Genomic DNA, 18,626 nt, shown 5'->3' with positions numbered 1-18,626 from the left:
CGATATGCTCACGCTCTACACCTACTTTCGCAGCTCGGCCGCCTACCGGGTGCGCATCGCCCTGGGGCTGAAGGGGCTGCCCTACGACAGCCACGCCGTCCATCTGGTCAAGGACGGCGGCCAGCAGCACACCAGCGCCTACCGGGCCCTCAACCCGCAGGCCCTGGTGCCCAGTCTGCAAACGGCCACGGCACCAACAGACGGCAGCGCCACCCTCACCCAATCGCTGGCCATCATGGAGTACCTGGAAGAAGCCTACCCCCAGGCCCCCGCCCTGCTGCCTGCCGACTTGCTGGGCCGCGCCCGGGTGCGGGCTCTGGCCCAGGTGGTGGCCTGCGAAATCCACCCGCTGAACAACCTGCGCGTGCTGCGCTACCTCACCCAGGACATGGGCCTGAGCAGCCAGCAAAAGGATGCGTGGTATGCCCACTGGATCGCCCTGGGCCTGGGCGCGCTGGAGGAGATGCTGGCCACCAGCAGCGCCACCGGCCAGTTTTGCCACGGCGATACCCCCACCCTGGCCGATTGCTGCCTGGTGCCGCAAGTGTTCAACGCCCGGCGCTTTGGCTGCCCCACCCAGGGCTATCCCACCATTGAGCGCATCGTGGCCACCTGCGAGCAATTGCCCGCTTTTGCCCAGGCCGCGCCAGGGCTGCAGCCGGACGCGGAATAAAAGAGCGCATTTGCGCTCCTTGCCCGTCTCCCTGCCGCCAGAATGCTGCCATGCGCACCCCTTCCGTCCCTGCCGCTGCCGAATCGGGCATCACCATCCTCGTGCTGGCACTGCTGCTGAGCATCCAGCCCGTCACCACCGACCTGTACCTGCCCGCCCTGCCCACGCTGACCTACGCCCTGGGGGCCAGCGTAACGCAGGGGCAGCTCACTTTGAGCGCCCTGCTGCTGGCGTTTGGCTGCTCCCAGCTTTTCTGGGGGCCACTGTCCGACCGCTGGGGCCGCAGGCCCATTTTGCTGGCCGGACTGCTGCTGTACACCCTGGCCTCCATCGGCAATACCCTGGCGGCCAGCATGGATCTGCTCATCCTGTGGCGCACCCTGCAAGGGGTGGCCATGGGCGCGGTGGTGATGTGCGGGCGGGCCATCGTGCGCGACCTGTACACCCCCGTGGCCGGGGCGCGGGCCATGTCCAAGGCGCTGACCGGCCTGGGCGTAGTCGCCTGCCTGTGCGCCCCCATCGGCGGTTGGCTGGCCGATGCGCTGGGCTGGCGCTCTGCCCTGCTGGCGCTGACCGCCTACGCCCTGCTCACCCTGGCCATGGTGTGGCGGCACCTGCCCGAATCCCTGCCCCAGCCCAACCCGCAGGCGCTGCGCCCAGCCATCTTGCTGCGCACCTGGGGCCGGGTGCTGCGCCACCCCACCTTCTGGGCCTATTCGCTGCTGACCACGGCCTCCTACGGCGGGTTGTTCGTCTTCCTGGCCTCGTCCTCCTTCATCTTCATTGAAGTGCTGGGGCTGGAGCGCACCCGCTACGGGGCCGTGCTGTTTTCCACCGGCGTGGCCTACTTCGCCGGCACCTTTTTGTGCCGGGCACTCATGGCCCGCTTCGGCCTCACGCGCACGGTGGCCATTGGGGGGCTGCTCAGCGTCAGCGGCGGCGGCCTGGTCATGGCGGTGGCCGCAGCAGGCTGGCATACGCCGCTGGCCCTGTTGCCGCCGTTTTACCTGTTCATGCTGGGCCACGGCATCCACCAGCCCTGTGGGCAATCGGGCTGCGTGGCACCGTTTCCGGACGCAGCCGGCGTGGCCTCGGCCTTCAACGGTTTCATGATGATGCTGGTGGCCTTTGCCACCGGGGCCTGGATCAGCGCCCAGCTCAATGGCACGGTCTGGCCATTGGTGCAGGGCGTGGGGCTGTTTTCTGTGCTGCTGGGCGCAATTGCTTGGGGATTGGTGCAAAAATTCGGCCATCCCGATGCCAATACTTGAACCCTCCCCCCCCTCTTGCGCCCTCGCCCTGCCCTGCCTGGCCATTGCTGGCCCCACCGCCAGCGGCAAAACCGCTGCCGCCCTGGCCCTGGCCGCCGCCCTGGCGGCACGCGGGCAGGCCTGCGAGATCATCAGCGTTGATTCCGCCCTGGTCTATCGCGGCATGAACATTGGCACCGCCAAGCCCACGGCCGAAGAATTGGCCCAGGTGCCGCACCATCTGATCGACATCCTGGACCCACTGCAAAGCTACAGCGCCGCCGATTTTGTGCGCGATGCCACCGCGCTGATCGCCGCCATCCGCCAGCGCCACGCCATACCGCTGCTGGTGGGCGGCACCATGCTCTACTTCAAAGCCCTGATGGACGGCCTGGACGACCTGCCCACTGCCGATCCTGCCGTGCGCCAGCGCCTGGATGCCGAGGCCGCCGCCATTGGCTGGCCCGCCATGCACGCCCGGCTGGCCCAGGTCGATCCGGTCAGCGCCGCCCGCCTGGCCCCCAACGACAGCCAGCGCATCCAGCGGGCCCTGGAAGTATGGGAGCGCACCGGCCAGCCTTTGTCGGCTTTTCACAAATCAAAAACAAGAGCTGTAACCGCAAGCCCCATCAGCGAAAACGGCTTTTTTTCTTTAGAACCTGAAAACCGCGCCTGGCTGCACAAGCGCATTGCCCAGCGCTTTGATGCCATGCTGGCCGAGGGCTTTCTGCAGGAGATGCAGCAACTGCGCCAACGCGGCGATTTGCACCTGGATTTACCCAGCATGCGCTGCGTGGGCTACCGCCAAGCCTGGGAGGCGCTGGACAGCGCCGCCGCCCACCACCAATCCGTGGACATACCCAGCCTGCGCGAAAAAGGCATTGCCGCCACGCGCCAGCTGGCCAAGCGCCAAATCACCTGGCTGCGCAGCATGCCCCAGCGGCAAACGATTGCCTGCGATGCGCCCCAGGCGCAGGCCACCTTGGTCGCCCGCGCTTTGGCGGTGTGCCGAGCGATATAGTCCAAGCTTGTTTACCGCCCAAGGAGCTGTTATGAAATCCCGTGCCGCCGTGGCCTTTAAGGCTGGAGAGCCACTACAAATCGTCGAAATCGACGTCGCCCCGCCAAAAAAGGGCGAAGTGCTCGTCAAAATCACGCACACCGGCGTGTGCCACACCGATGCCTTTACCTTAAGCGGCGATGACCCCGAGGGGGTCTTTCCCGCCGTGCTCGGCCACGAAGGCGCGGGCATCGTCGTCGAGGTGGGCGAAGGCGTGACCAGCGTGCAGCCCGGCGACCACGTGATCCCGCTGTACACCGCCGAATGCGGCGAATGCCTGTTCTGCAAAAGCGGCAAAACCAACCTGTGCGTGGCCGTGCGGGCCACCCAGGGCAAGGGCCTGATGCCCGATGGCACCACGCGCTTTTCCTACCAGGGCCAGCCCATTTACCACTACATGGGCTGCTCGACGTTCAGCGAATACACCGTGGTGGCCGAAGTCTCGCTGGCCAAAATCAACCCCGCTGCCAACCCTGAACACGTCTGCCTGCTGGGCTGCGGGGTCACCACCGGACTGGGCGCGGTCAAACACACCGCCAAGGTGCAAGCGGGCGACAGCGTGGCCGTGTTTGGCTTGGGCGGCATCGGTTTGGCGGTGCTGCAAGGGGCCAAGCTGGCGGGCGCAGGGCGCATCATCGCCATCGACACCAACCCCAGCAAGTTTGAGCTGGCCCGCACCTTTGGCGCAACCGACTGCGTCAACCCCAAGGACTTCGATAAGCCCATCCAGCAAGTGATTGTGGAGATGACCGGCTGGGGCGTGGACCACAGCTTTGAGTGCATTGGCAACGTCAATGTCATGCGCGCTGCGCTGGAGTGCGCCCACCGGGGCTGGGGGCAAAGCATCATCATCGGCGTGGCCGGTGCGGGGCAAGAAATTTCCACCCGCCCCTTCCAACTGGTCACCGGCCGTCGCTGGCTGGGCAGTGCTTTTGGCGGGGTCAAGGGCCGCAGCGAATTGCCCGGCATGGTGGAAGATGCCATGGCCGAGCGCATCCAGCTGGCCCCCTTTGTCACCCACACCATGGGGCTGGAAGACATCAACCACGCTTTTGATCTGATGCACGAAGGCAAAAGCATCCGCAGCGTGCTGCACTACGCGCCCACGGCCAAGGAGACGGTGGCATGAGCCTGCAACAACTGGAAAACCACGCCTGCTTTGGCGGGCAGCAGCAGGTGTGGCAGCACCCCAGCAGCAGCCTGCACTGCGACATGCGCTTTGGCGTGTACCTGCCGCCCCAGGCGCTGGCGGGGCAGCGCTGCCCGGTGCTGTATTGGCTCTCGGGCCTGACCTGTACTGAGCAAAACTTCATCACCAAAGCCGGGGCGCAGCACAGCGCGGCGCAGCACGGCTTCATCCTGGTGGCACCGGACACCAGCCCGCGCGGCACCGATGTGGCCGACGATGCCGCTTACGACCTGGGGCAAGGGGCCGGGTTTTACCTGAACGCCACCCAAGCGCCCTGGGCTGCGCACTACCGCATGGAAGACTATGTGGTGCAGGAGCTGCCCGCGCTGATCGAAGCGCACTTTCCCGCCAGCACGCACCGCGCCATCAGCGGCCACTCGATGGGGGGCCATGGGGCCTTGACCCTGGCGCTGAAATACCCTGGGCGCTACGCCAGCGTGTCGGCCTTTGCGCCCATCGTGGCACCCAGCCAAGTGCCATGGGGCGAAAAAGCGTTTACCGCCTACCTGGGCACCGACCGCAGCGCGTGGCAGGCGCACGATAGCGTGGCCTTGATTGCCCAGGAGCGCTCAGAACGCCTGCCCCTGCTGATCGACCAGGGCCTGGCCGATGACTTTCTGGCCGCGCAACTGCGCCCCGAGCTGCTGGAAGCCGCCTGCCAAGCCGCAGGCCACCCACTGACGCTGCGCCGCCACGCGGGCTACGACCACAGCTATTACTTTATTGCCAGCTTTATCGGCGACCACCTGGCCCACCACGCCCAGGCGCTGGGCGCTTAGATCGTAAACACGTTCTTGGAACGTGTTTACGCTCTCAACCCATCTGGCTTTGCAGGTAGTTTTGCAGCCCAATCTGTTCAATCAGCTTGAGCTGCTTTTCCAGCCAATAGGTGTGGTCGGCCTCGGTGTCGTGCAACTGCTGCAGCAAGATGTCGCGGCTGACAAAGTCGCCGTGCTGCTCGCACAGGGCCATGCCTTGGCGCAGGTTGTCGCGCACGGCGTATTCGGCGGCCAAGTCTTTGCGCAGCATGTCGGGCACGTTCTCACCCAGGGTCAGCTCTTTGGGGCGCATGTCCGGGCGGCCACCGAGCAGCAAAATGCGGCGCAAGATGGCATCGGCGTGCTGGGTTTCTTCCTGCATCTCGTGGTCGATGCGGGTAAACAGCTTGTTCAGCCCCAGGTCTTCATAGATGCGTGAATGGGCAAAGTACTGGTCACGGGCGGTCAGCTCGCCGCGCAGCAGTTCTTTGAGGTAGTCGATGACTTCAGGATGGCCTTGCATGGTGTTCACTCCGCTCAGGTTGCAAAGCCTGCAGTATCGGGCACGGGGGCGGCGGCCACCGGCTGGATGGGCACAATTCCCAGGTGCCCGTGGCTGGGATGCAAGTGGTAGGCAAAGGCATTCGCATTGCCAAGCCGAGCACGCTGCGCAAGCCGAAAAATCATATAAACCAAAGCTGTTTGCGCTGAACAAGTAAGATTTTTTCAACTAAAACCCTCTAAAAATCATATACAACAAGCGGTTATAGCTATTTATTTAATAAAACTTCCATGCCCAACCCAACCCACGCCACCTTGATTGGCCTGATCGCCATCGTGCTGTGGAGCGCCATCGTCGGCCTGATCCGCAGCGTCAGCGACCACCTGGGGCCCACGGGCGGTGCGGCCATGCTGTACAGCGTGGCCTCGGTATTCCTGCTGCTGACGGTGGGCGGTGCCCGGCCGCGTGACCTGCGGGCCTTTCCCCGGCGCTATCTGCTGTGGGGCAGCGTGCTGTTTGTGGCCTATGAGCTGTGCCTGGCCCTGTCGATTGGCTACGCGCACACAGCGCAGCAGGCGATTGAGGTGGGCATGGTCAATTACCTGTGGCCCAGTTTCACCATCGTGGCGGCCATCGTGTTCAACCGGCAAAGGGCCAACTGGCTCATCGTGCCGGGCTTTGGGCTGTCGATCATCGGCATCGGCTGGGTGCTGGGCGGTGCGCAAGGTTTTGACCTGCGCGGCATGGCGGCGAACGTGCAAGACAACCCGCTGAGCTACGGCCTGGCCTTGGCCGGGGCGCTGATCTGGGCGGGCTACTGCACCGTCACCGCCCGCATCGCCCAGGGCAAAAATGGCGTTACGCTGTTTTTTATTCTGGTGGCGCTGGCGCTGTGGGTGAAGTACGGGCTGGAAGGCGGCGGGCCGATGGATTTCACTGCGGCGGCCATGGTTTACCTGGTGCTGGCCGCCGGGGCCATGGGCTTTGGCTACGCGGCGTGGAACGTGGGCATCCTGCACGGCAACGTCACCATCCTGGCGGGCGCGTCGTATTTCATTCCGGTGCTGTCCTCGGCCCTGTCGGTGTGGTTGCTGGGCGCGTCGCTGTCCTGGGCTTTTTGGCAGGGCGCGGCCATGGTCTGCGGTGGGGCGATTTTGTGCTGGCTGGCCACGCGGCGCTAGCGCATGGCGGCGCTATACCTTGTAGCTTTTGCTGGTAAAGGGCACTTCGTCCAGCCCCCGGCGGCGATTGACGACCAGCGTCATTAAAAAGAACAAATTGCACATGGCGTTGCAGATGCGCGGCAGCACGTCGGGGATGGCGTGCCCCTCCTGCTCGACCCGCACCAAGGCGCGAATGGCTTTTTTGGCGCAGGAGCGGGCCAGGTGCAACTGCGGCACCGGCACCGTGCCCCGGGGCAGGATGAAGGTGTGCTGGCGCGCGCCCAGCGCGTCTTGGTAGTGGCGCAGGCGCTGCACCACCCATTGCACGTCGGCTTCTTCCACCGCCAGCGTGCCACGAATCGAGCCATTGACGTGAAACGCCAAGGGCTGCAACTGGTCCAGGTCGGCCGCCAGGTCGGCCATTTCGGGCGGCATGGCCGACAGGGCCATACCGATCAGGGTACACAGCTCGTCGGTGACCATTTCAAAGTCGCACAGCGTGGACGTTTCGTGGATAAAGGGGTAGCACAGCTCCCCGTAGTGGCGACTGGATTTCATAGGAATGCTTTCATGGTGCAGCGTGCGCTGGCGTGTGCCCGGGCAGCTGGCCCAGGCACCGCGCCAGGATGCGGGCCGCTTCGACCAAACGCGGCCCCGGGCGGGTGAGGGTGCGGGTCTCGGGTGCGGAAAGCTGGCACACCTGCCCCAGGCGCAGCGCCCGCAAACGCCCCCAGCCTGGGCGCTGGGCCAAAGCGTGCAAGCTGGCCGCCGTGTGCGACTGGATGATGAGGTCAGGATCGGCCCGCACCACATATTCCGGCGTGAGCTGGGGAAACGGCGTGCTGCTGCCAGCGGCAATATTTTCGGCCCCCAGGTGGCTGAGCAGCTCGCCCATGAACGAGTCGGGGCCGGCGGCATACAGGGCGTTGTCCACTTCGATGTACACCCGTGGCGGCGGCAGACCCGGGCGGCGTGCCTGGGCCGTGCTTGCTATTTCTTGTAGCTCTTGGCGCATATTTTTAATGGCAATTTCCGCTGTATGAAGCTGCAAAGCTTTATCAATCTTGCGCAAAGCGCTCTCAATATCGGCAATGGTGAGCGCATCCACCTCCACCACGTGCAAGCCCAGGGCCTGCAAGCGCTGCTGCACGGGCGGGGTGCGCCCGGTAAACACCACGTCGGGGCGCAGGTGTACCACCGCCTCGATCGACGGCTCCCAGGTGCGCCCCAGGCGGGGCAGTGCCTGCACCGGGGGCGGATCGAGCGAAAAATCATCCACCCCCACCAGGCGCTCACACGCGCCCAGGGCGCACACCGCTTCGGTGGCCGAGGGCAGCAGGGAGACGATGCGCTGCGGCGCCGCCTGCGGGACCGGGGCTGCCGCCGAGGTTTGCGCCCCGGCGGTCAGCGCCACGCTTGCGGCCACGGTGGCCACTGCGGCCCGCAGCAAGCGCCACGCCATTAGCGCATGGCCCATTTCAACGTCAGATAACCGGCGCGGCCCAGTTGGTTGTAGCCGTAGGCGGTTTCGTAGCGGACGTTGCCCAGGTTGGCGATACGTGCTTGCAGCGACCATTCGGGCGTGAACTGGTACTGCGCGTACACGTCCGCCGTGGTGTAGGCGGGCAGGGTGACAGGCACGGCAGGCCAGGGTTTGAAGTCCGTGTCCTTGCGGCTGCCCACGTGCAGCAGGCTGGTGCCCAGGCGCCAGGCACCCAGTTGCTTGTCCACCGTCAGGCTGGCCTGGTGTTTGGCGCGGCGCACGGGTGTTTGGCCATCGGCCTGCTTGGCATCCAGGTAATCGTAGGCGGCGGCCACGGCCCAGCCCTGGTAGGCAAAGCCATATTCCACAGTCCAACCCTTCAGGCGTGTGGTGCCTGCTACGTTGGTCATGCTGGTAGTGCCGGAGGCGATCAGGTTCTGGATTTTGTTGTCGAAATGCAGCAGCTTGGCGCTGTGCGGCCCCTGACTCCATTGCAAGCCGATTTCGTTGTTCTTGCCCTTTTCCGGTTGCAGGTTGGGATTGCCGCTGTACTGCGGCCCCCATGCGGAAACGTAGTAGAGGTCATTGAACGAAGGCGCCCGCATACTCTTGCCATGGGCGGCATAGGCACGCAGCCCCGGCACCAGCTCCAGGCCATAACTCAGGCCGTAGGTGGTGAAGTCGCCGAATTGCGAGTTGTCGTCGTTGCGCACATTCACCTGCCAGGAGTGCCGCCCCACGCTGCCGTTCAGGCCTGCAAACACGGCATCCACCGTCCGCTTGTTGACGGCGTAGTGGTTCGAGGTGTCCACCTTCTGCTCCAGCCGCTCCACCCCGGCCAAGACCATGCCCAGGGGGGTGGCGATGGTGTTGTCCCACTTGTATTCGGTCTGGCGGGTGGTGAAGTGGTAGTCGCCCCAGGCCTGCTGCAGGCCAATCTGCTTGTCGGTCGATTCCCCCACCGACACCGTGCTGCGCCAGCGCGGCAGCACCTGGCCCTGGAGCTGCACGCGCCCGACTTCGGTACGCAGGTCGTCATGGCTGCCCGGCCCGGAATCGAGGAACACCGTGCCCCGGGACTGCATCCACTGCGCCTGCACGCGCCAATCGGCGTTGAAGGCATAACCCACGGCCACCTGGGCGGCGGTCTGGTCGAAGGCGTCGCGGTCGGGGTCGTAGCCGCCGTCGTTGGCATTGGTAGCGGAAATGCCATGCTCGGTCACACGGCTCAGGTTCAACTGGTAGTCAAAACCGTTCTGTTCGCCGCGCAGCCCGACTGCGCCGGACTTGTGGCCGTAATCGCCCAGCGTGATCTCGGCATTGCCCAGCAAGGGCTTGCCCGTGCCCTGGCCGCGCTTGGTGAACACCTGAATGACCCCACCCACGGCCTCACTGCCGTACAGGGCCGAGGCCGGGCCTTTGACCACCTCGATGCGCTCGATCAGCTCCAGCGGCAGGTTGGCCAGCGCCGGGGCGGCTGTCGTGGCCGAACCGTAGCGCACGCCATCGACCAACAGCAGCGTGTGGCTGCTGCCCGCGCCGCGCAGAAACACGGTTTGCATGTGCCCGCGGCCACCGTAGCTGGACAATTGCACGCCCGCCAGGCGCTGCAACACCTCGGCCACCGAGCGGCCCGGGCCCACCGCATCCAGTTGTGCGCGGGTAATGACGGTCACATCGGCCAAAGTTGCATCCAAACGGCTTTCGGTGCGTGTGGCGGTGACCACGGTTTCTTGCAGCGCAGCCTCTTGTGCCATGGCGGTGTGGGTGAAGACGGCACAGGCGATGGCCGCCAACGAAAAATGCACCGGCAGGCGCGCACCGGCAGGCGACGCGCAGGAAAAATTCAAGTTTTGCATGGTAAAAATCAGAACAGACCCGCCCCGGCGTCCCCGCCACGGCAATCATTCACTGGCATGCAATTTGTTGGCTTGCACACCAGCCCCTTTTTTGGCCGGTATCCAGACTGGCGTTTTCCTTGGCCGTCGCCTTCCCACAGCCCAGGGCTGCAGTGGCTTTACGAGACGGAAGGAGGGCCTTGGAACGGCTTCCAAGGCCCTTGCGCACACTGTTGCGGGGGCAGTACATGCTGCGCTGGTGCGTCGGTAGCGACGCGCCAGCGGCCATGTTTCCCGTTTAACCGCAGGGACAGAAACGCCCTGCGAGCACCAAAGGGGCCGATTCTAGAGGCTGTTCAGGCCCCCAAGGCGTATTGCGGCTGGGAAGATGCCGGAGTGTGAAACACGCTGACGGTCTGCACCAGGGCCTGCGCCTGGCTTTGCAGCGACTGGGCCGCAGCGGCGGCCTCTTCCACCAAGGCGGCATTTTCTTGGGTGACCTGGTCCATTTGCTGCATGGCCTGGTTGATTTGGGCAATGCCCACGGTTTGGTCTTGGCTGGCTTCGCTGATCTCACGCATGATGTCGGCCACGCGGCGCACGCTGACGACGATTTCATCCATGGTGCTGCCCGCTTTTTCCACCTGGGTGCTGCCGTTGCTGACGTTGCCCACCGATTCAGCAATCAGGCCTTTGATTTCGCGGGCCGCATCGGCACTGCGCCCGGCCAGGGCGCGCACCTCGCTGGCCACCACGGCAAAGCCCCGGCCCTGCTCACCGGCGCGGGCCGCTTCCACGGCAGCGTTCAGCGCCAGGATGTTGGTCTGGAAGGCAATGCTGTCGATGATGCCGATGATGTCGGCAATCTTGCGCGAGGAGGTGTTGATCGCCTCCATGGTGTCCACCACCTCGGCCACCACCTTGCCACCGCGCATGGCCACCTGGGCGGCGGTTTCCGCCAGCGCGGAAGCCTGTTTGCCGCTTTCGTAATTCTGCGAGACGGTGCCCGACAACTCGTGCATGGCGGCCGTGGTTTGCTCCAGGGCGCTGGCCTGCTCTTCGGTGCGCCCAGACAAATCCAGGTTGCCCGTGGCAATTTGTGTGGTGGCGGTGGCAATGGCATCGCTGCCCTGGCGCACGTTGGTGACGATTTGCACCAAGCTTTGGTCCATCGCCTGCAGGGTTTGGAGCAGGTCGCCCGTTTCGTCAGAGCGGTCAATCGCCATCGCATTGCCCAACTGCCCTTGCGCCACAGACTGGGCCACCCCAACGGCTTGCACCAGCGGGCGGGTAATGGAGCGGGTGATCACCCACGCCAGGCCCATCCCCAAGGCTGCGGCAATCAAGCCCGTGGCAATCACAATCCAACGGGCCCAATCGGCAGCGGCCACGGCCTGGGCACCGTCTTCCTGGGCCAAGCGGTTCTCCAGATCGGACAAATCCTGGCAATACTGCGATATCAGCGCCAATTGCACCAGGGTGACGGTTTGCAGCTCGTGGGTTGCCCCCTCCATGTCGCCTGCATCCAGCAGGGCATAAAACTTGGTCTGGGACTGGACGTAAATGCCCCGGGCCTGCTCAATTTTTGCCAGCAGCGCTTTGCCTTCATCCAGAAAAAGCAGCTCTTGCAGACGTTTGATGGACACCACGAATGCCTCGCGCGAGGCCACAATTTCATCGCGCAATTGCTGGCGGCGCTGCGGATCGCTGAAGACTTGCTCCGCCGTGCGCCGGGCATTGAGCGCCGCAATCAGCCCCAGCCGGGAAGCGGCATCGGCTTTAGCCCACGCTACCTGCGTCATGTGGCGGGTGGTATGGCTCAAGGTATTGAGATTCCACACGGCGACCACGGCAACCACCAGCAGCAAAGCCAGCACGGCACCAAACGCAACAAACAAGCGGGCACCGATGCGCCAATGGTGCAGGGGAGAGAGAAGTTTGAGCATGCACATTCAACGTTGAAGGAAATAAAAAAGTGCGGTGAAGATCACTGCACGTTACCAGCCGAAACATGCCACTAAAACCCAGAACCGGGTTTACTCAAGTATTCCATTTCGTCGGCCGTACTGCTGCGCCCAAGCGGGCGGTTGCGGTGCGGAAAGCGGCCAAACTGTTCAATCACGCTCTGGTGGCGCTGGGCGTAATCCAGCGCACCCGCCAAAAGGTGGCTGACCTGGGCATCCCCCGCCTCCTGCGCCTGCGCGGCCAGGTCTTCGAAGGCAATCACGCTGTGCGTTTGCAAGGCGGCATCTTCGGCGTGCTCCAGCGGCAGGTAGCAAAAAATCCGCGCCGCCAGGGGGATGGCCCGGTCTTGGTCCCAGCCCGCATCAATGCCCTGCTGCGCCAGGGCCAGGGCCTGGGCATCGCCCGCAAAGGCTTTGGCCGTGCCCCGGTAGGCGTTGCGCGTGAACTGGTCCAGCACGATGAGCAGGGCCAGCCACCCCAGCGGGTGCTGCGCCTGGGCGTGCAGTTTGCCGGCCAGGGCTTCGAGCAAAACGGCACCAAAGCGCTTGCGGATTTCTTCGTCGGTGGCCTCGGATTTGGTGAACCACAGGCTTTGTCGGGCCAGGGCGCTGGCGTTGCTGGGGCGCTCGCTGCCCAGCCAGTATTCCAGCACCTGGGCCAGGCGGGGGTCGAGGACGGGGGCAGCAGCAGAAAAATCAAAGGCAGTCATGGGTACGGGCTTTCTTTCAACAGGTTCCAGACACAAACAATGAAAAAGCGGGTTGGCGCATTTAAAACAAGAGCTTTAACCGCTTATAAATAAACAATTTCACGCATAAACAATAGTTAATCCCTTTATTGATCAGCGGTTGCAGCCATCATTTCATTATTTTCTTGGGCCAGCGCGATGAAGGCCGCCAGGTAATCAATGCCCTGCTCATCGCTGCGCACCCCCAGATGAATCTGCTTGGCCACGCCCTGCGGGCCCAGGCGCACCGGCCGCACGGCCAGGCGCTGGGCATATTCCAGCACCAACCAGCGTGGCAAGGCCGCCACGCCCCGACCACTGGCCACCATTTGCAACATGATGTCGGTGGTTTCAATGCTTTTGTGCACCGCCGGTGCGCTACCGGCCGGCAGCAGAAACTGGGTGAAGATGTCCAGCCGCTCGGCCGGGACGGGGTAGGTGATCAGCGTCTCGTGCTGCAAGTCGGTGGGCCGGGCATAGTCGGCCTGGGCCAGCGGGTGGTGGCGGCTGACGACCAGCACCTGCTCGTAATCAAACACTGGGGTAAACACCAAGCCCGGTTGGTACACCGGGTCGGGGGTGACGAGCAGGTCAATCTCGTAATCGAGCAGCGCCGTCAGCCCGCCGAACTGAAATTTCTGCTTCACATCCACCTCCACATCGGGCCACGCGGCCAGATAGGGTGCCACCACTTTGAGCAACCACTGGTAGCACGGGTGGCACTCCATGCCAATGCGCAGGCTGCCGCGCTGGCCCTGGGCAATTTGCGCCAGCTTGGTCTCCATCTGCTCGAGTTGCGGCAGCACCCGCTGCGCCAGGATCAGCACTTGCTGCCCCGCCGGGGTCAGGCGCAGACTGCGCCCCTGGCGCAGCCACAGGGCGGTGCCCAGGCGCTCTTCCAGCTTGCGCACACTGTGGCTCAGGGCCGATTGGGTGACGCACAGGCGCTCGGCCGCCGCGGTCAAAGAGCCGTGCTGCTCAACGGCCTGCACGATGGCCAGATGGATGCGCTCTAAAATCATGAGTAAAAATAATAGATAGGTGAATTATTACCATTTTACTTCATACATCGACCCGAATAGGATTGCACTCATCCAACCAACTTGTTGAAAGAAAGCAATCTTTATGACCATTATTCATAACCTCGGTTTTCCCCGCATCGGTGCGCAGCGCGAACTGAAATTTGGCCTGGAAGCGTTCTGGCGCGGCGAAGCCAGCGCTGAGCAGCTGAATATTTTGAGCACCTGGCTGCGCGAGCAGCACTGGCAACTGCAGTCCACGCTGGACTATGTGCCCGTGGGGGATTTCTCCCTGTACGACCAGGTGCTGGACATGAGCTTCACCCTGGGCCACTTGCCCGAGCGCGTGCAGGGTCTGCCCGGCAGCGAACTGGACCAGTACTTTCGCGTGGCCCGGGGCCGCAGCGCAGGCGACAGCACTGGCGTGGCCGCTGGCGAGATGACCAAGTGGTTTGATACCAACTACCACTACATCGTCCCCGAATTCACGGCCGATACCCAGTTCAAGCTGAACCCCCAACGCCTGGTGCAGCAACTGACCCAGGCCCGCGCCCAGGGCGTGAATCCCAAGCCGGTCATCATCGGCCCCGTCACCTACCTGGCCCTGGGCAAGGCCAAGGACGAGAGCAACAAGCTGGCCCTGCTGGAGCGCCTGCTGCCCGTGTACGCCCAACTGCTGGACACCCTGGCCGCCGAGGGCGTGGAGTGGGTGCAGGTGGACGAGCCGATTTTGGTCACCGAGCTGGATGCCGACTGGCAGCACGCCCTGAACACCGCCTACCACCAGCTCAAAAGCTGCAAGGTCAAAATTCTGCTGGCCAGCTACTTTGGCCCGCTGCTGGACAACAAATACCTGGCCGCCAACCTGCCCGTGGCCGGGCTGCACGTGGACGCAACGCACGATGCGGGCGACGTGCAGCAACTCATCGGCCTGCTGCCCGCGCACAAGGTGCTGTCGCTGGGCGTGATCAGCGGCCGCAATATCTGGAAAACCGACCTGAGCGCCACGCTGGACTGGCTTGAACCCCTGGCCGAGCGCCTGGGCGAGCGCCTGTGGCTGGCCCCCAGCTGCTCACTGCTGCATGTGCCGGTCGATCTGGACAGCGAAGAAAAACTCGACCCCGAGGTAAAAAACTGGTTGGCCTTTGCCAAGCAAAAACTGCACGAGCTGCACGTGCTGGGCCAGGCGCTGAACCAGGGCCGCGCCAGCGTGCAGGCGGCACTGGCCGCCAACGCCGCTGCCTTGGAACAGCGGCGCACCTCGCCGCGCGTACACCGCCCTGAAGTGCAGGCTGCCGTGGCCGCCATCACCGCCGCCCTGGGCCAGCGCCAAAGCCCCTACGCCGTCCGCGCCCAGCAGCAGGCGGCCCACCTGCGCCTGCCCGCCTACCCGACGACGACGATTGGCTCCTTCCCGCAAACGCCAGACATCCGCCGCGCCCGCAGCGACTTCAAGGCTGGGCGCATCGGTACGGCCGAATACCAAGCCGCCATGCAGGCAGAAATCGCCCGCAGCGTGCGCGAGCAAGAAGCCCTGGGCCTGGACGTGCTGGTGCATGGCGAGGCCGAGCGCAACGACATGGTCGAATACTTTGGCGAACAGCTGCAAGGCTACGCTTTCAGCCAGTTCGGCTGGGTGCAGTCCTACGGCTCGCGCTGCGTCAAGCCGCCGATTCTGTTTGGCGACATCGCCCGCCCCCAGGCCATGACGGTGGAGTGGATTGCCTACGCCCAATCGCTGACGGCCAAGCCCATGAAGGGCATGCTCACCGGCCCGGTGACCATCCTGAACTGGTCGTTTGTGCGCGACGATCAGCCGCGTGCCACCACCTGCAAGCAGCTGGCGCTGGCCATCCGCCAGGAAGTGCTGGATTTGGAAAAAGCCGGCGTGCGCGTCATCCAGATCGACGAGGCTGCGCTGCGCGAGGGCCTGCCCCTGCGCAAGAGCCAGTGGCACAACTACCTGGACTGGGCGATCGAGAGTTTTCGCATCAGCGCCAACGGCGTGCAGGACAGCACGCAGATCCACACCCACATGTGCTATTCGGAGTTCAACGACATCATTGCCGCCATCGCGGACATGGATGCCGACGTGATCACCATCGAGACTTCGCGCTCGGACATGGAGCTGCTGGACGCGTTTGAGCACTTCCACTACCCCAACGAGATTGGCCCCGGCGTGTACGACATTCACTCGCCCAACATCCCCACGCAGGCGCACATCGTGCAGCTGATGCAAAAAGCCGCCCAGCGCATCCCCGCCGAGCGCCTGTGGGTGAACCCGGACTGCGGCCTGAAAACCCGCCAGTGGGGCGAAGTCATCCCAGCGCTGCAGGCCATGGTGGCCGCCGCCCAAGAGCTGCGTGCTGCGGCATGAATGAAATTAAATAGCAGAGCTTGTTCCACATAAAAATAAACGACTTAAAGACTATTTATCTTTGAAATCGTTTATTCATCAGCGCAAGCAGCTATAAAAATAGCCCCATTCGAACGAGTGGGGCTTTTTTTTATGGGGCTGCGCGGCAGCCTCAGCGCTTAATGCAACGCCTAATGCAACGCCTAATGCAACGCCTAATGCAAACCCTAATGCAGCACTTATTGCAGCGTCTCGCCGCTGACCTTGGGCAAAGCCAGGGGCACGATGGGCACGCCCTCCTCCACCAATTCCTGGGCTTGCGCGGGCGTGACCTGGCCACGAATGGGTTTTTCCTCCTGCTCGCCCCGGTGCATGGCCAGGGCCTGCTCGGTAAAGCGCGTGCCAACATCCTCACTGGCCTGGGCCAATTGGCGGGACAGTTGCAGCCAGGCCGCCTGCAGCGCGCGGAGTTTTTCTGGGGCGTTGCCAGGCAGCGTAGTCAATGACCGGGTCTGCTGGGGCACGGCGGCGGAGGCTTCAGAAGAAGGCGGCTGGGGCGCAGCCGCCCCCAAGTTCAACCGGGGGGCGCTCAAGCCCTTGGTAATCGCCCCATCACCACACACAGGGCATTCCAGCAGGCCGCGCTGTTGTTGATCCTGGTAATCGGCTTCGGAGCCAAACCAGCCCTCAAAAATATGACCTTGGCCGCAGTGCAAGTCAAAAACCTTCATGGCAGCCCCTCATGCAAAATAAAAACGATGAAGAAAAACAAACGGCATCTGCGAAAGATGCCGTGAGGATAAAGGAGCAAGGGCTTAACTGCGGTGCTTGCCCAAATAGCGATAGACAAAACCCGGAAAGGCCAGCGTCAAAAACAAGGCCCAGGTCACCGCATAAAACTCCCACCCTTGCGGGTAAATCTGCCCGGCACGGTGTTCCAGCGCCAAGGCCATGCCACCAACAGCAAAATACAGCAGCAACAGCTCCCCCAACCGCGCCCACAAGGGCTTGCTGCCCTGCTGGGGGCGCGGGCCCGCCAGCAGCCAGCGCTCATTCACGAAGGGAAGGTTGGCCGCCAAGAAAGCGGCCACAATGACCAGCCAAATCGCAGCAGTTTGACTCACACAACGCCTTCCATGATGGATTACGAAGTCAGCGCCCGCACGATGGCATCGGCACACAGGCCCATCAAACCACCGGGGAAGATGCCCAAAATCAGCACCAGCAAGCCGTTGAAGGACAGCACCGAGCGCACATCCATCGGCGCAACGATGGGGCCGGCGGTCAAAGGTTTGTCAAAGTACATGACCTTGACCACACGCAGGTAGTAGAAAGCACCGATCAGCGACATCAGCACCGCAAACACGGCCAGGGCGATGTTGAAGCTCGAACCCGTGGCCACCAATGCTTCCAGCACCGACAGCTTGGCATAAAAGCCCACCAGCGGCGGAATGCCGGCCAGCGAGAACATGCAAATCGTCATGATGGCGGCGTACAGGGGGCTGCGCTGGTTCAGGCCGGCCAGATCGGCGATTTCCTCGCTCTCAAAGCCTTCGCGCGCCAGCAGCAAGATGATGCCGAAGGCGGGCAAGGCGGTCAGCACATAGGTCACCACGTAGAACATGGCAGCGCTGTAGGCGGTCTGGGCGGTACCGGTGTCCACCTCGCCATTGACCACGCCAGACATCAGGCCCAAGAGCAAAAAGCCCATGTGCGAAATGGTGGAGTAAGCCAGCATGCGCTTGAGGTTGGTCTGCACCACACCGACCAGGTTGCCGATCAGCAACGAGGCAATCGCCATAAAGGCCAGCATCTGCTGCCAATCTGCCGCCAGCGGCAACAGGCCATCGACCAGCAGGCGCATCACCACGGCAAAGGCGGCCAGCTTGGGGGCGCTGCCCAGGATCAGGGTGATCGAAGTGGGCGCACCGTGGTACACGTCGGGAATCCACATGTGAAAAGGCACAGCCCCCAGCTTGAAGGCCAGGCCCGCCACCAGGAACACCAGGCCAAACACCAGGATTTGCGGCTTGGTTTCGCCCGCGTCAATCACCTTGAAGATTTCACCAATGTCCAGCGTGCCGGTCGCGCCGTAAATCATGGACATGCCATACAGCAAGAAGCCGCTGGCCATCGCACCCAGCACGAAGTACTTCATGGCCGCTTCGACCGATGCCTCATGATCGCGGCGCAGCGCCACCATGGCGTAGCTGGACAGGGTGAGCAGCTCCAGGCCGAGGTACAGCACCAGCAGATGATTGCTGCTGATCATGATGAAAATACCCAGCAGCGAGAAGATGGCCAGGGAGAACAACTCCCCACCATGGCGCAACATGCCGCGATCGGCCGAGTAGGGGCGGGCATAGACCAGGGCCACCATCATGGACAGGGTGGCAAAGCACTTGAGCCAGTTGCCCATGGCGTCAGAGACGACCATATTGCTCCAGCCATACACGGTGTTGCCGTTGGCGGCATACATGGCTTGCATGATGGCGACTACCGCCAAGGTCAGCATGGTCAGCACATAGGTGCCGGTACGGCGAAAGCTGCTTACGCCCAGATCGGCCAGGACGATCACACAACCCATGACCATCAGGATGATCTCGGGGTAGACAGCAAGCCAGCTGATGTTGTCAATCATTT

At 63.4% G+C, this 18,626-nt stretch carries 17 protein-coding genes and 1 riboswitch; of the genes, 7 read left to right on the top strand and 10 right to left on the bottom strand.

Annotated elements, in window-relative coordinates:
• Positions 1 to 4: 4 nt before the first annotated feature.
• From maiA to fghA, 5 genes are read left to right on the top strand one after another with little or no spacing between them, the layout of a single operon-like run.
• On the top strand, positions 5 to 673 hold the full coding sequence (gene maiA, locus ACFO24_RS02310; protein ID WP_377736758.1) for a maleylacetoacetate isomerase: 669 nt from the start codon (positions 5 to 7) through the stop codon (positions 671 to 673).
• 50 nt (positions 674 to 723) lie between these two features.
• Complete coding sequence (locus tag ACFO24_RS02305; RefSeq protein ID WP_377736578.1) at positions 724 to 1,944, top strand: multidrug effflux MFS transporter; 1,221 nt, start codon at positions 724 to 726, stop codon at positions 1,942 to 1,944.
• Entirely contained in the window at positions 1,931 to 2,944 is a 1,014-nt protein-coding gene (gene miaA / locus ACFO24_RS02300; protein ID WP_377736577.1) for a tRNA (adenosine(37)-N6)-dimethylallyltransferase MiaA, read from the top strand. The genes ACFO24_RS02305 and miaA overlap by 14 nt, the downstream gene beginning before the upstream one ends.
• A gap of 31 nt (positions 2,945 to 2,975) precedes the next feature.
• A complete protein-coding gene (locus tag ACFO24_RS02295) occupies positions 2,976 to 4,112 on the top strand; it encodes an S-(hydroxymethyl)glutathione dehydrogenase/class III alcohol dehydrogenase (protein ID WP_377736576.1) in 1,137 nt (378 codons plus the stop codon).
• A gap of 2 nt (positions 4,113 to 4,114) precedes the next feature.
• Entirely contained in the window at positions 4,115 to 4,951 is an 837-nt protein-coding gene (fghA, locus tag ACFO24_RS02290; protein WP_377736757.1) for an S-formylglutathione hydrolase, read from the top strand.
• Positions 4,952 to 4,985: 34 nt separating this feature from the next.
• On the opposite strand, the gene bfr is transcribed toward fghA, so the two are convergent.
• A complete protein-coding gene (gene bfr / locus ACFO24_RS02285) occupies positions 4,986 to 5,453 on the bottom strand; it encodes a bacterioferritin (protein WP_377736575.1) in 468 nt (155 codons plus the stop codon).
• Between the two features lie 269 nt (positions 5,454 to 5,722).
• Between bfr and yddG the strand changes: the two genes are divergently transcribed.
• Positions 5,723 to 6,613 carry an aromatic amino acid DMT transporter YddG gene (gene yddG, locus ACFO24_RS02280; protein WP_377736573.1) on the top strand — a complete coding sequence of 297 codons (891 nt, stop codon included), beginning with the start codon at positions 5,723 to 5,725 and terminating at the stop codon, positions 6,611 to 6,613.
• A gap of 12 nt (positions 6,614 to 6,625) precedes the next feature.
• On the opposite strand, the gene ACFO24_RS02275 is transcribed toward yddG, so the two are convergent.
• The 6 genes from ACFO24_RS02275 to ACFO24_RS02250 all read right to left on the bottom strand — a co-directional run bounded on the left by ACFO24_RS02275 (position 6,626) and on the right by ACFO24_RS02250 (position 13,627).
• A complete protein-coding gene (locus ACFO24_RS02275) occupies positions 6,626 to 7,153 on the bottom strand; it encodes a hypothetical protein (RefSeq protein ID WP_377736572.1) in 528 nt (175 codons plus the stop codon).
• Between the two features lie 10 nt (positions 7,154 to 7,163).
• Entirely contained in the window at positions 7,164 to 8,057 is an 894-nt protein-coding gene (locus ACFO24_RS02270; RefSeq protein ID WP_377736570.1) for an ABC transporter substrate-binding protein, read from the bottom strand.
• Positions 8,057 to 9,937: a TonB-dependent receptor domain-containing protein gene (locus ACFO24_RS02265; protein ID WP_377736569.1), complete on the bottom strand. Its 1,881-nt coding sequence runs from the start codon at positions 9,935 to 9,937 to the stop codon at positions 8,057 to 8,059. Before ACFO24_RS02265 ends, ACFO24_RS02270 begins: the two co-directional genes overlap by 1 nt.
• 76 nt (positions 9,938 to 10,013) lie before the next feature.
• A riboswitch (cobalamin riboswitch) is annotated at positions 10,014 to 10,266 on the bottom strand.
• A gap of 6 nt (positions 10,267 to 10,272) precedes the next feature.
• The gene (locus ACFO24_RS02260; protein ID WP_377736568.1) at positions 10,273 to 11,862 is read right to left on the bottom strand and encodes a methyl-accepting chemotaxis protein; all 1,590 of its coding nucleotides are present in this window, start codon (positions 11,860 to 11,862) and stop codon (positions 10,273 to 10,275) included.
• Between the two features lie 71 nt (positions 11,863 to 11,933).
• Entirely contained in the window at positions 11,934 to 12,590 is a 657-nt protein-coding gene (locus tag ACFO24_RS02255; protein ID WP_377736567.1) for a DUF924 family protein, read from the bottom strand.
• A gap of 125 nt (positions 12,591 to 12,715) precedes the next feature.
• The gene (locus ACFO24_RS02250) at positions 12,716 to 13,627 is read right to left on the bottom strand and encodes a LysR family transcriptional regulator (protein ID WP_377736756.1); all 912 of its coding nucleotides are present in this window, start codon (positions 13,625 to 13,627) and stop codon (positions 12,716 to 12,718) included.
• 106 nt (positions 13,628 to 13,733) lie between these two features.
• Between ACFO24_RS02250 and metE the strand changes: the two genes are divergently transcribed.
• Positions 13,734 to 16,004, top strand: a complete 2,271-nt coding sequence (gene metE / locus ACFO24_RS02245) for a 5-methyltetrahydropteroyltriglutamate--homocysteine S-methyltransferase (protein WP_377736566.1) — start codon at positions 13,734 to 13,736, stop codon at positions 16,002 to 16,004.
• Positions 16,005 to 16,222: 218 nt separating this feature from the next.
• Here metE and ACFO24_RS02240 read toward each other — a convergent pair whose 3' ends face one another.
• The 3 genes from ACFO24_RS02240 to nuoN form a co-directional block, all read right to left on the bottom strand.
• Complete coding sequence (locus tag ACFO24_RS02240; protein WP_377736565.1) at positions 16,223 to 16,714, bottom strand: DUF1178 family protein; 492 nt, start codon at positions 16,712 to 16,714, stop codon at positions 16,223 to 16,225.
• Positions 16,715 to 16,798: 84 nt separating this feature from the next.
• Complete coding sequence (locus ACFO24_RS02235) at positions 16,799 to 17,107, bottom strand: DUF2818 family protein (protein ID WP_207573844.1); 309 nt, start codon at positions 17,105 to 17,107, stop codon at positions 16,799 to 16,801.
• A 20-nt stretch (positions 17,108 to 17,127) separates the two neighbouring features.
• The gene (gene nuoN / locus ACFO24_RS02230; RefSeq protein ID WP_377736563.1) at positions 17,128 to 18,624 is read right to left on the bottom strand and encodes an NADH-quinone oxidoreductase subunit NuoN; all 1,497 of its coding nucleotides are present in this window, start codon (positions 18,622 to 18,624) and stop codon (positions 17,128 to 17,130) included.
• Positions 18,625 to 18,626 lie beyond the last annotated feature (2 nt).

The organism is Comamonas denitrificans (assembly GCF_042654745.1).
Taxonomy (GTDB): Bacteria; Pseudomonadota; Gammaproteobacteria; order Burkholderiales; family Burkholderiaceae_C; genus Comamonas; species Comamonas denitrificans.
The sequence above is the reverse complement of the archived record's forward strand: the minus strand, read 5'-3'. Positions and strand labels throughout refer to the sequence as shown.

Coding starts and splice junctions, on each gene's coding strand:
- maiA (WP_377736758.1), top strand. CDS start 5: ATGCTCACGCTCTACACCTACTTTCGCAGCTCGGCCGCCTACCGGGTG.
- ACFO24_RS02305 (WP_377736578.1), top strand. CDS start 724: ATGCGCACCCCTTCCGTCCCTGCCGCTGCCGAATCGGGCATCACCATC.
- miaA (WP_377736577.1), top strand. CDS start 1,931: ATGCCAATACTTGAACCCTCCCCCCCCTCTTGCGCCCTCGCCCTGCCC.
- ACFO24_RS02295 (WP_377736576.1), top strand. CDS start 2,976: ATGAAATCCCGTGCCGCCGTGGCCTTTAAGGCTGGAGAGCCACTACAA.
- bfr (WP_377736575.1), bottom strand. CDS start 5,453: ATGCAAGGCCATCCTGAAGTCATCGACTACCTCAAAGAACTGCTGCGC.
- yddG (WP_377736573.1), top strand. CDS start 5,723: ATGCCCAACCCAACCCACGCCACCTTGATTGGCCTGATCGCCATCGTG.
- ACFO24_RS02275 (WP_377736572.1), bottom strand. CDS start 7,153: ATGAAATCCAGTCGCCACTACGGGGAGCTGTGCTACCCCTTTATCCAC.
- ACFO24_RS02270 (WP_377736570.1), bottom strand. CDS start 8,057: ATGGCGTGGCGCTTGCTGCGGGCCGCAGTGGCCACCGTGGCCGCAAGC.
- ACFO24_RS02265 (WP_377736569.1), bottom strand. CDS start 9,937: ATGCAAAACTTGAATTTTTCCTGCGCGTCGCCTGCCGGTGCGCGCCTG.
- ACFO24_RS02260 (WP_377736568.1), bottom strand. CDS start 11,862: ATGCTCAAACTTCTCTCTCCCCTGCACCATTGGCGCATCGGTGCCCGC.
- ACFO24_RS02255 (WP_377736567.1), bottom strand. CDS start 12,590: ATGACTGCCTTTGATTTTTCTGCTGCTGCCCCCGTCCTCGACCCCCGC.
- metE (WP_377736566.1), top strand. CDS start 13,734: ATGACCATTATTCATAACCTCGGTTTTCCCCGCATCGGTGCGCAGCGC.
- ACFO24_RS02240 (WP_377736565.1), bottom strand. CDS start 16,714: ATGAAGGTTTTTGACTTGCACTGCGGCCAAGGTCATATTTTTGAGGGC.
- nuoN (WP_377736563.1), bottom strand. CDS start 18,624: ATGATTGACAACATCAGCTGGCTTGCTGTCTACCCCGAGATCATCCTG.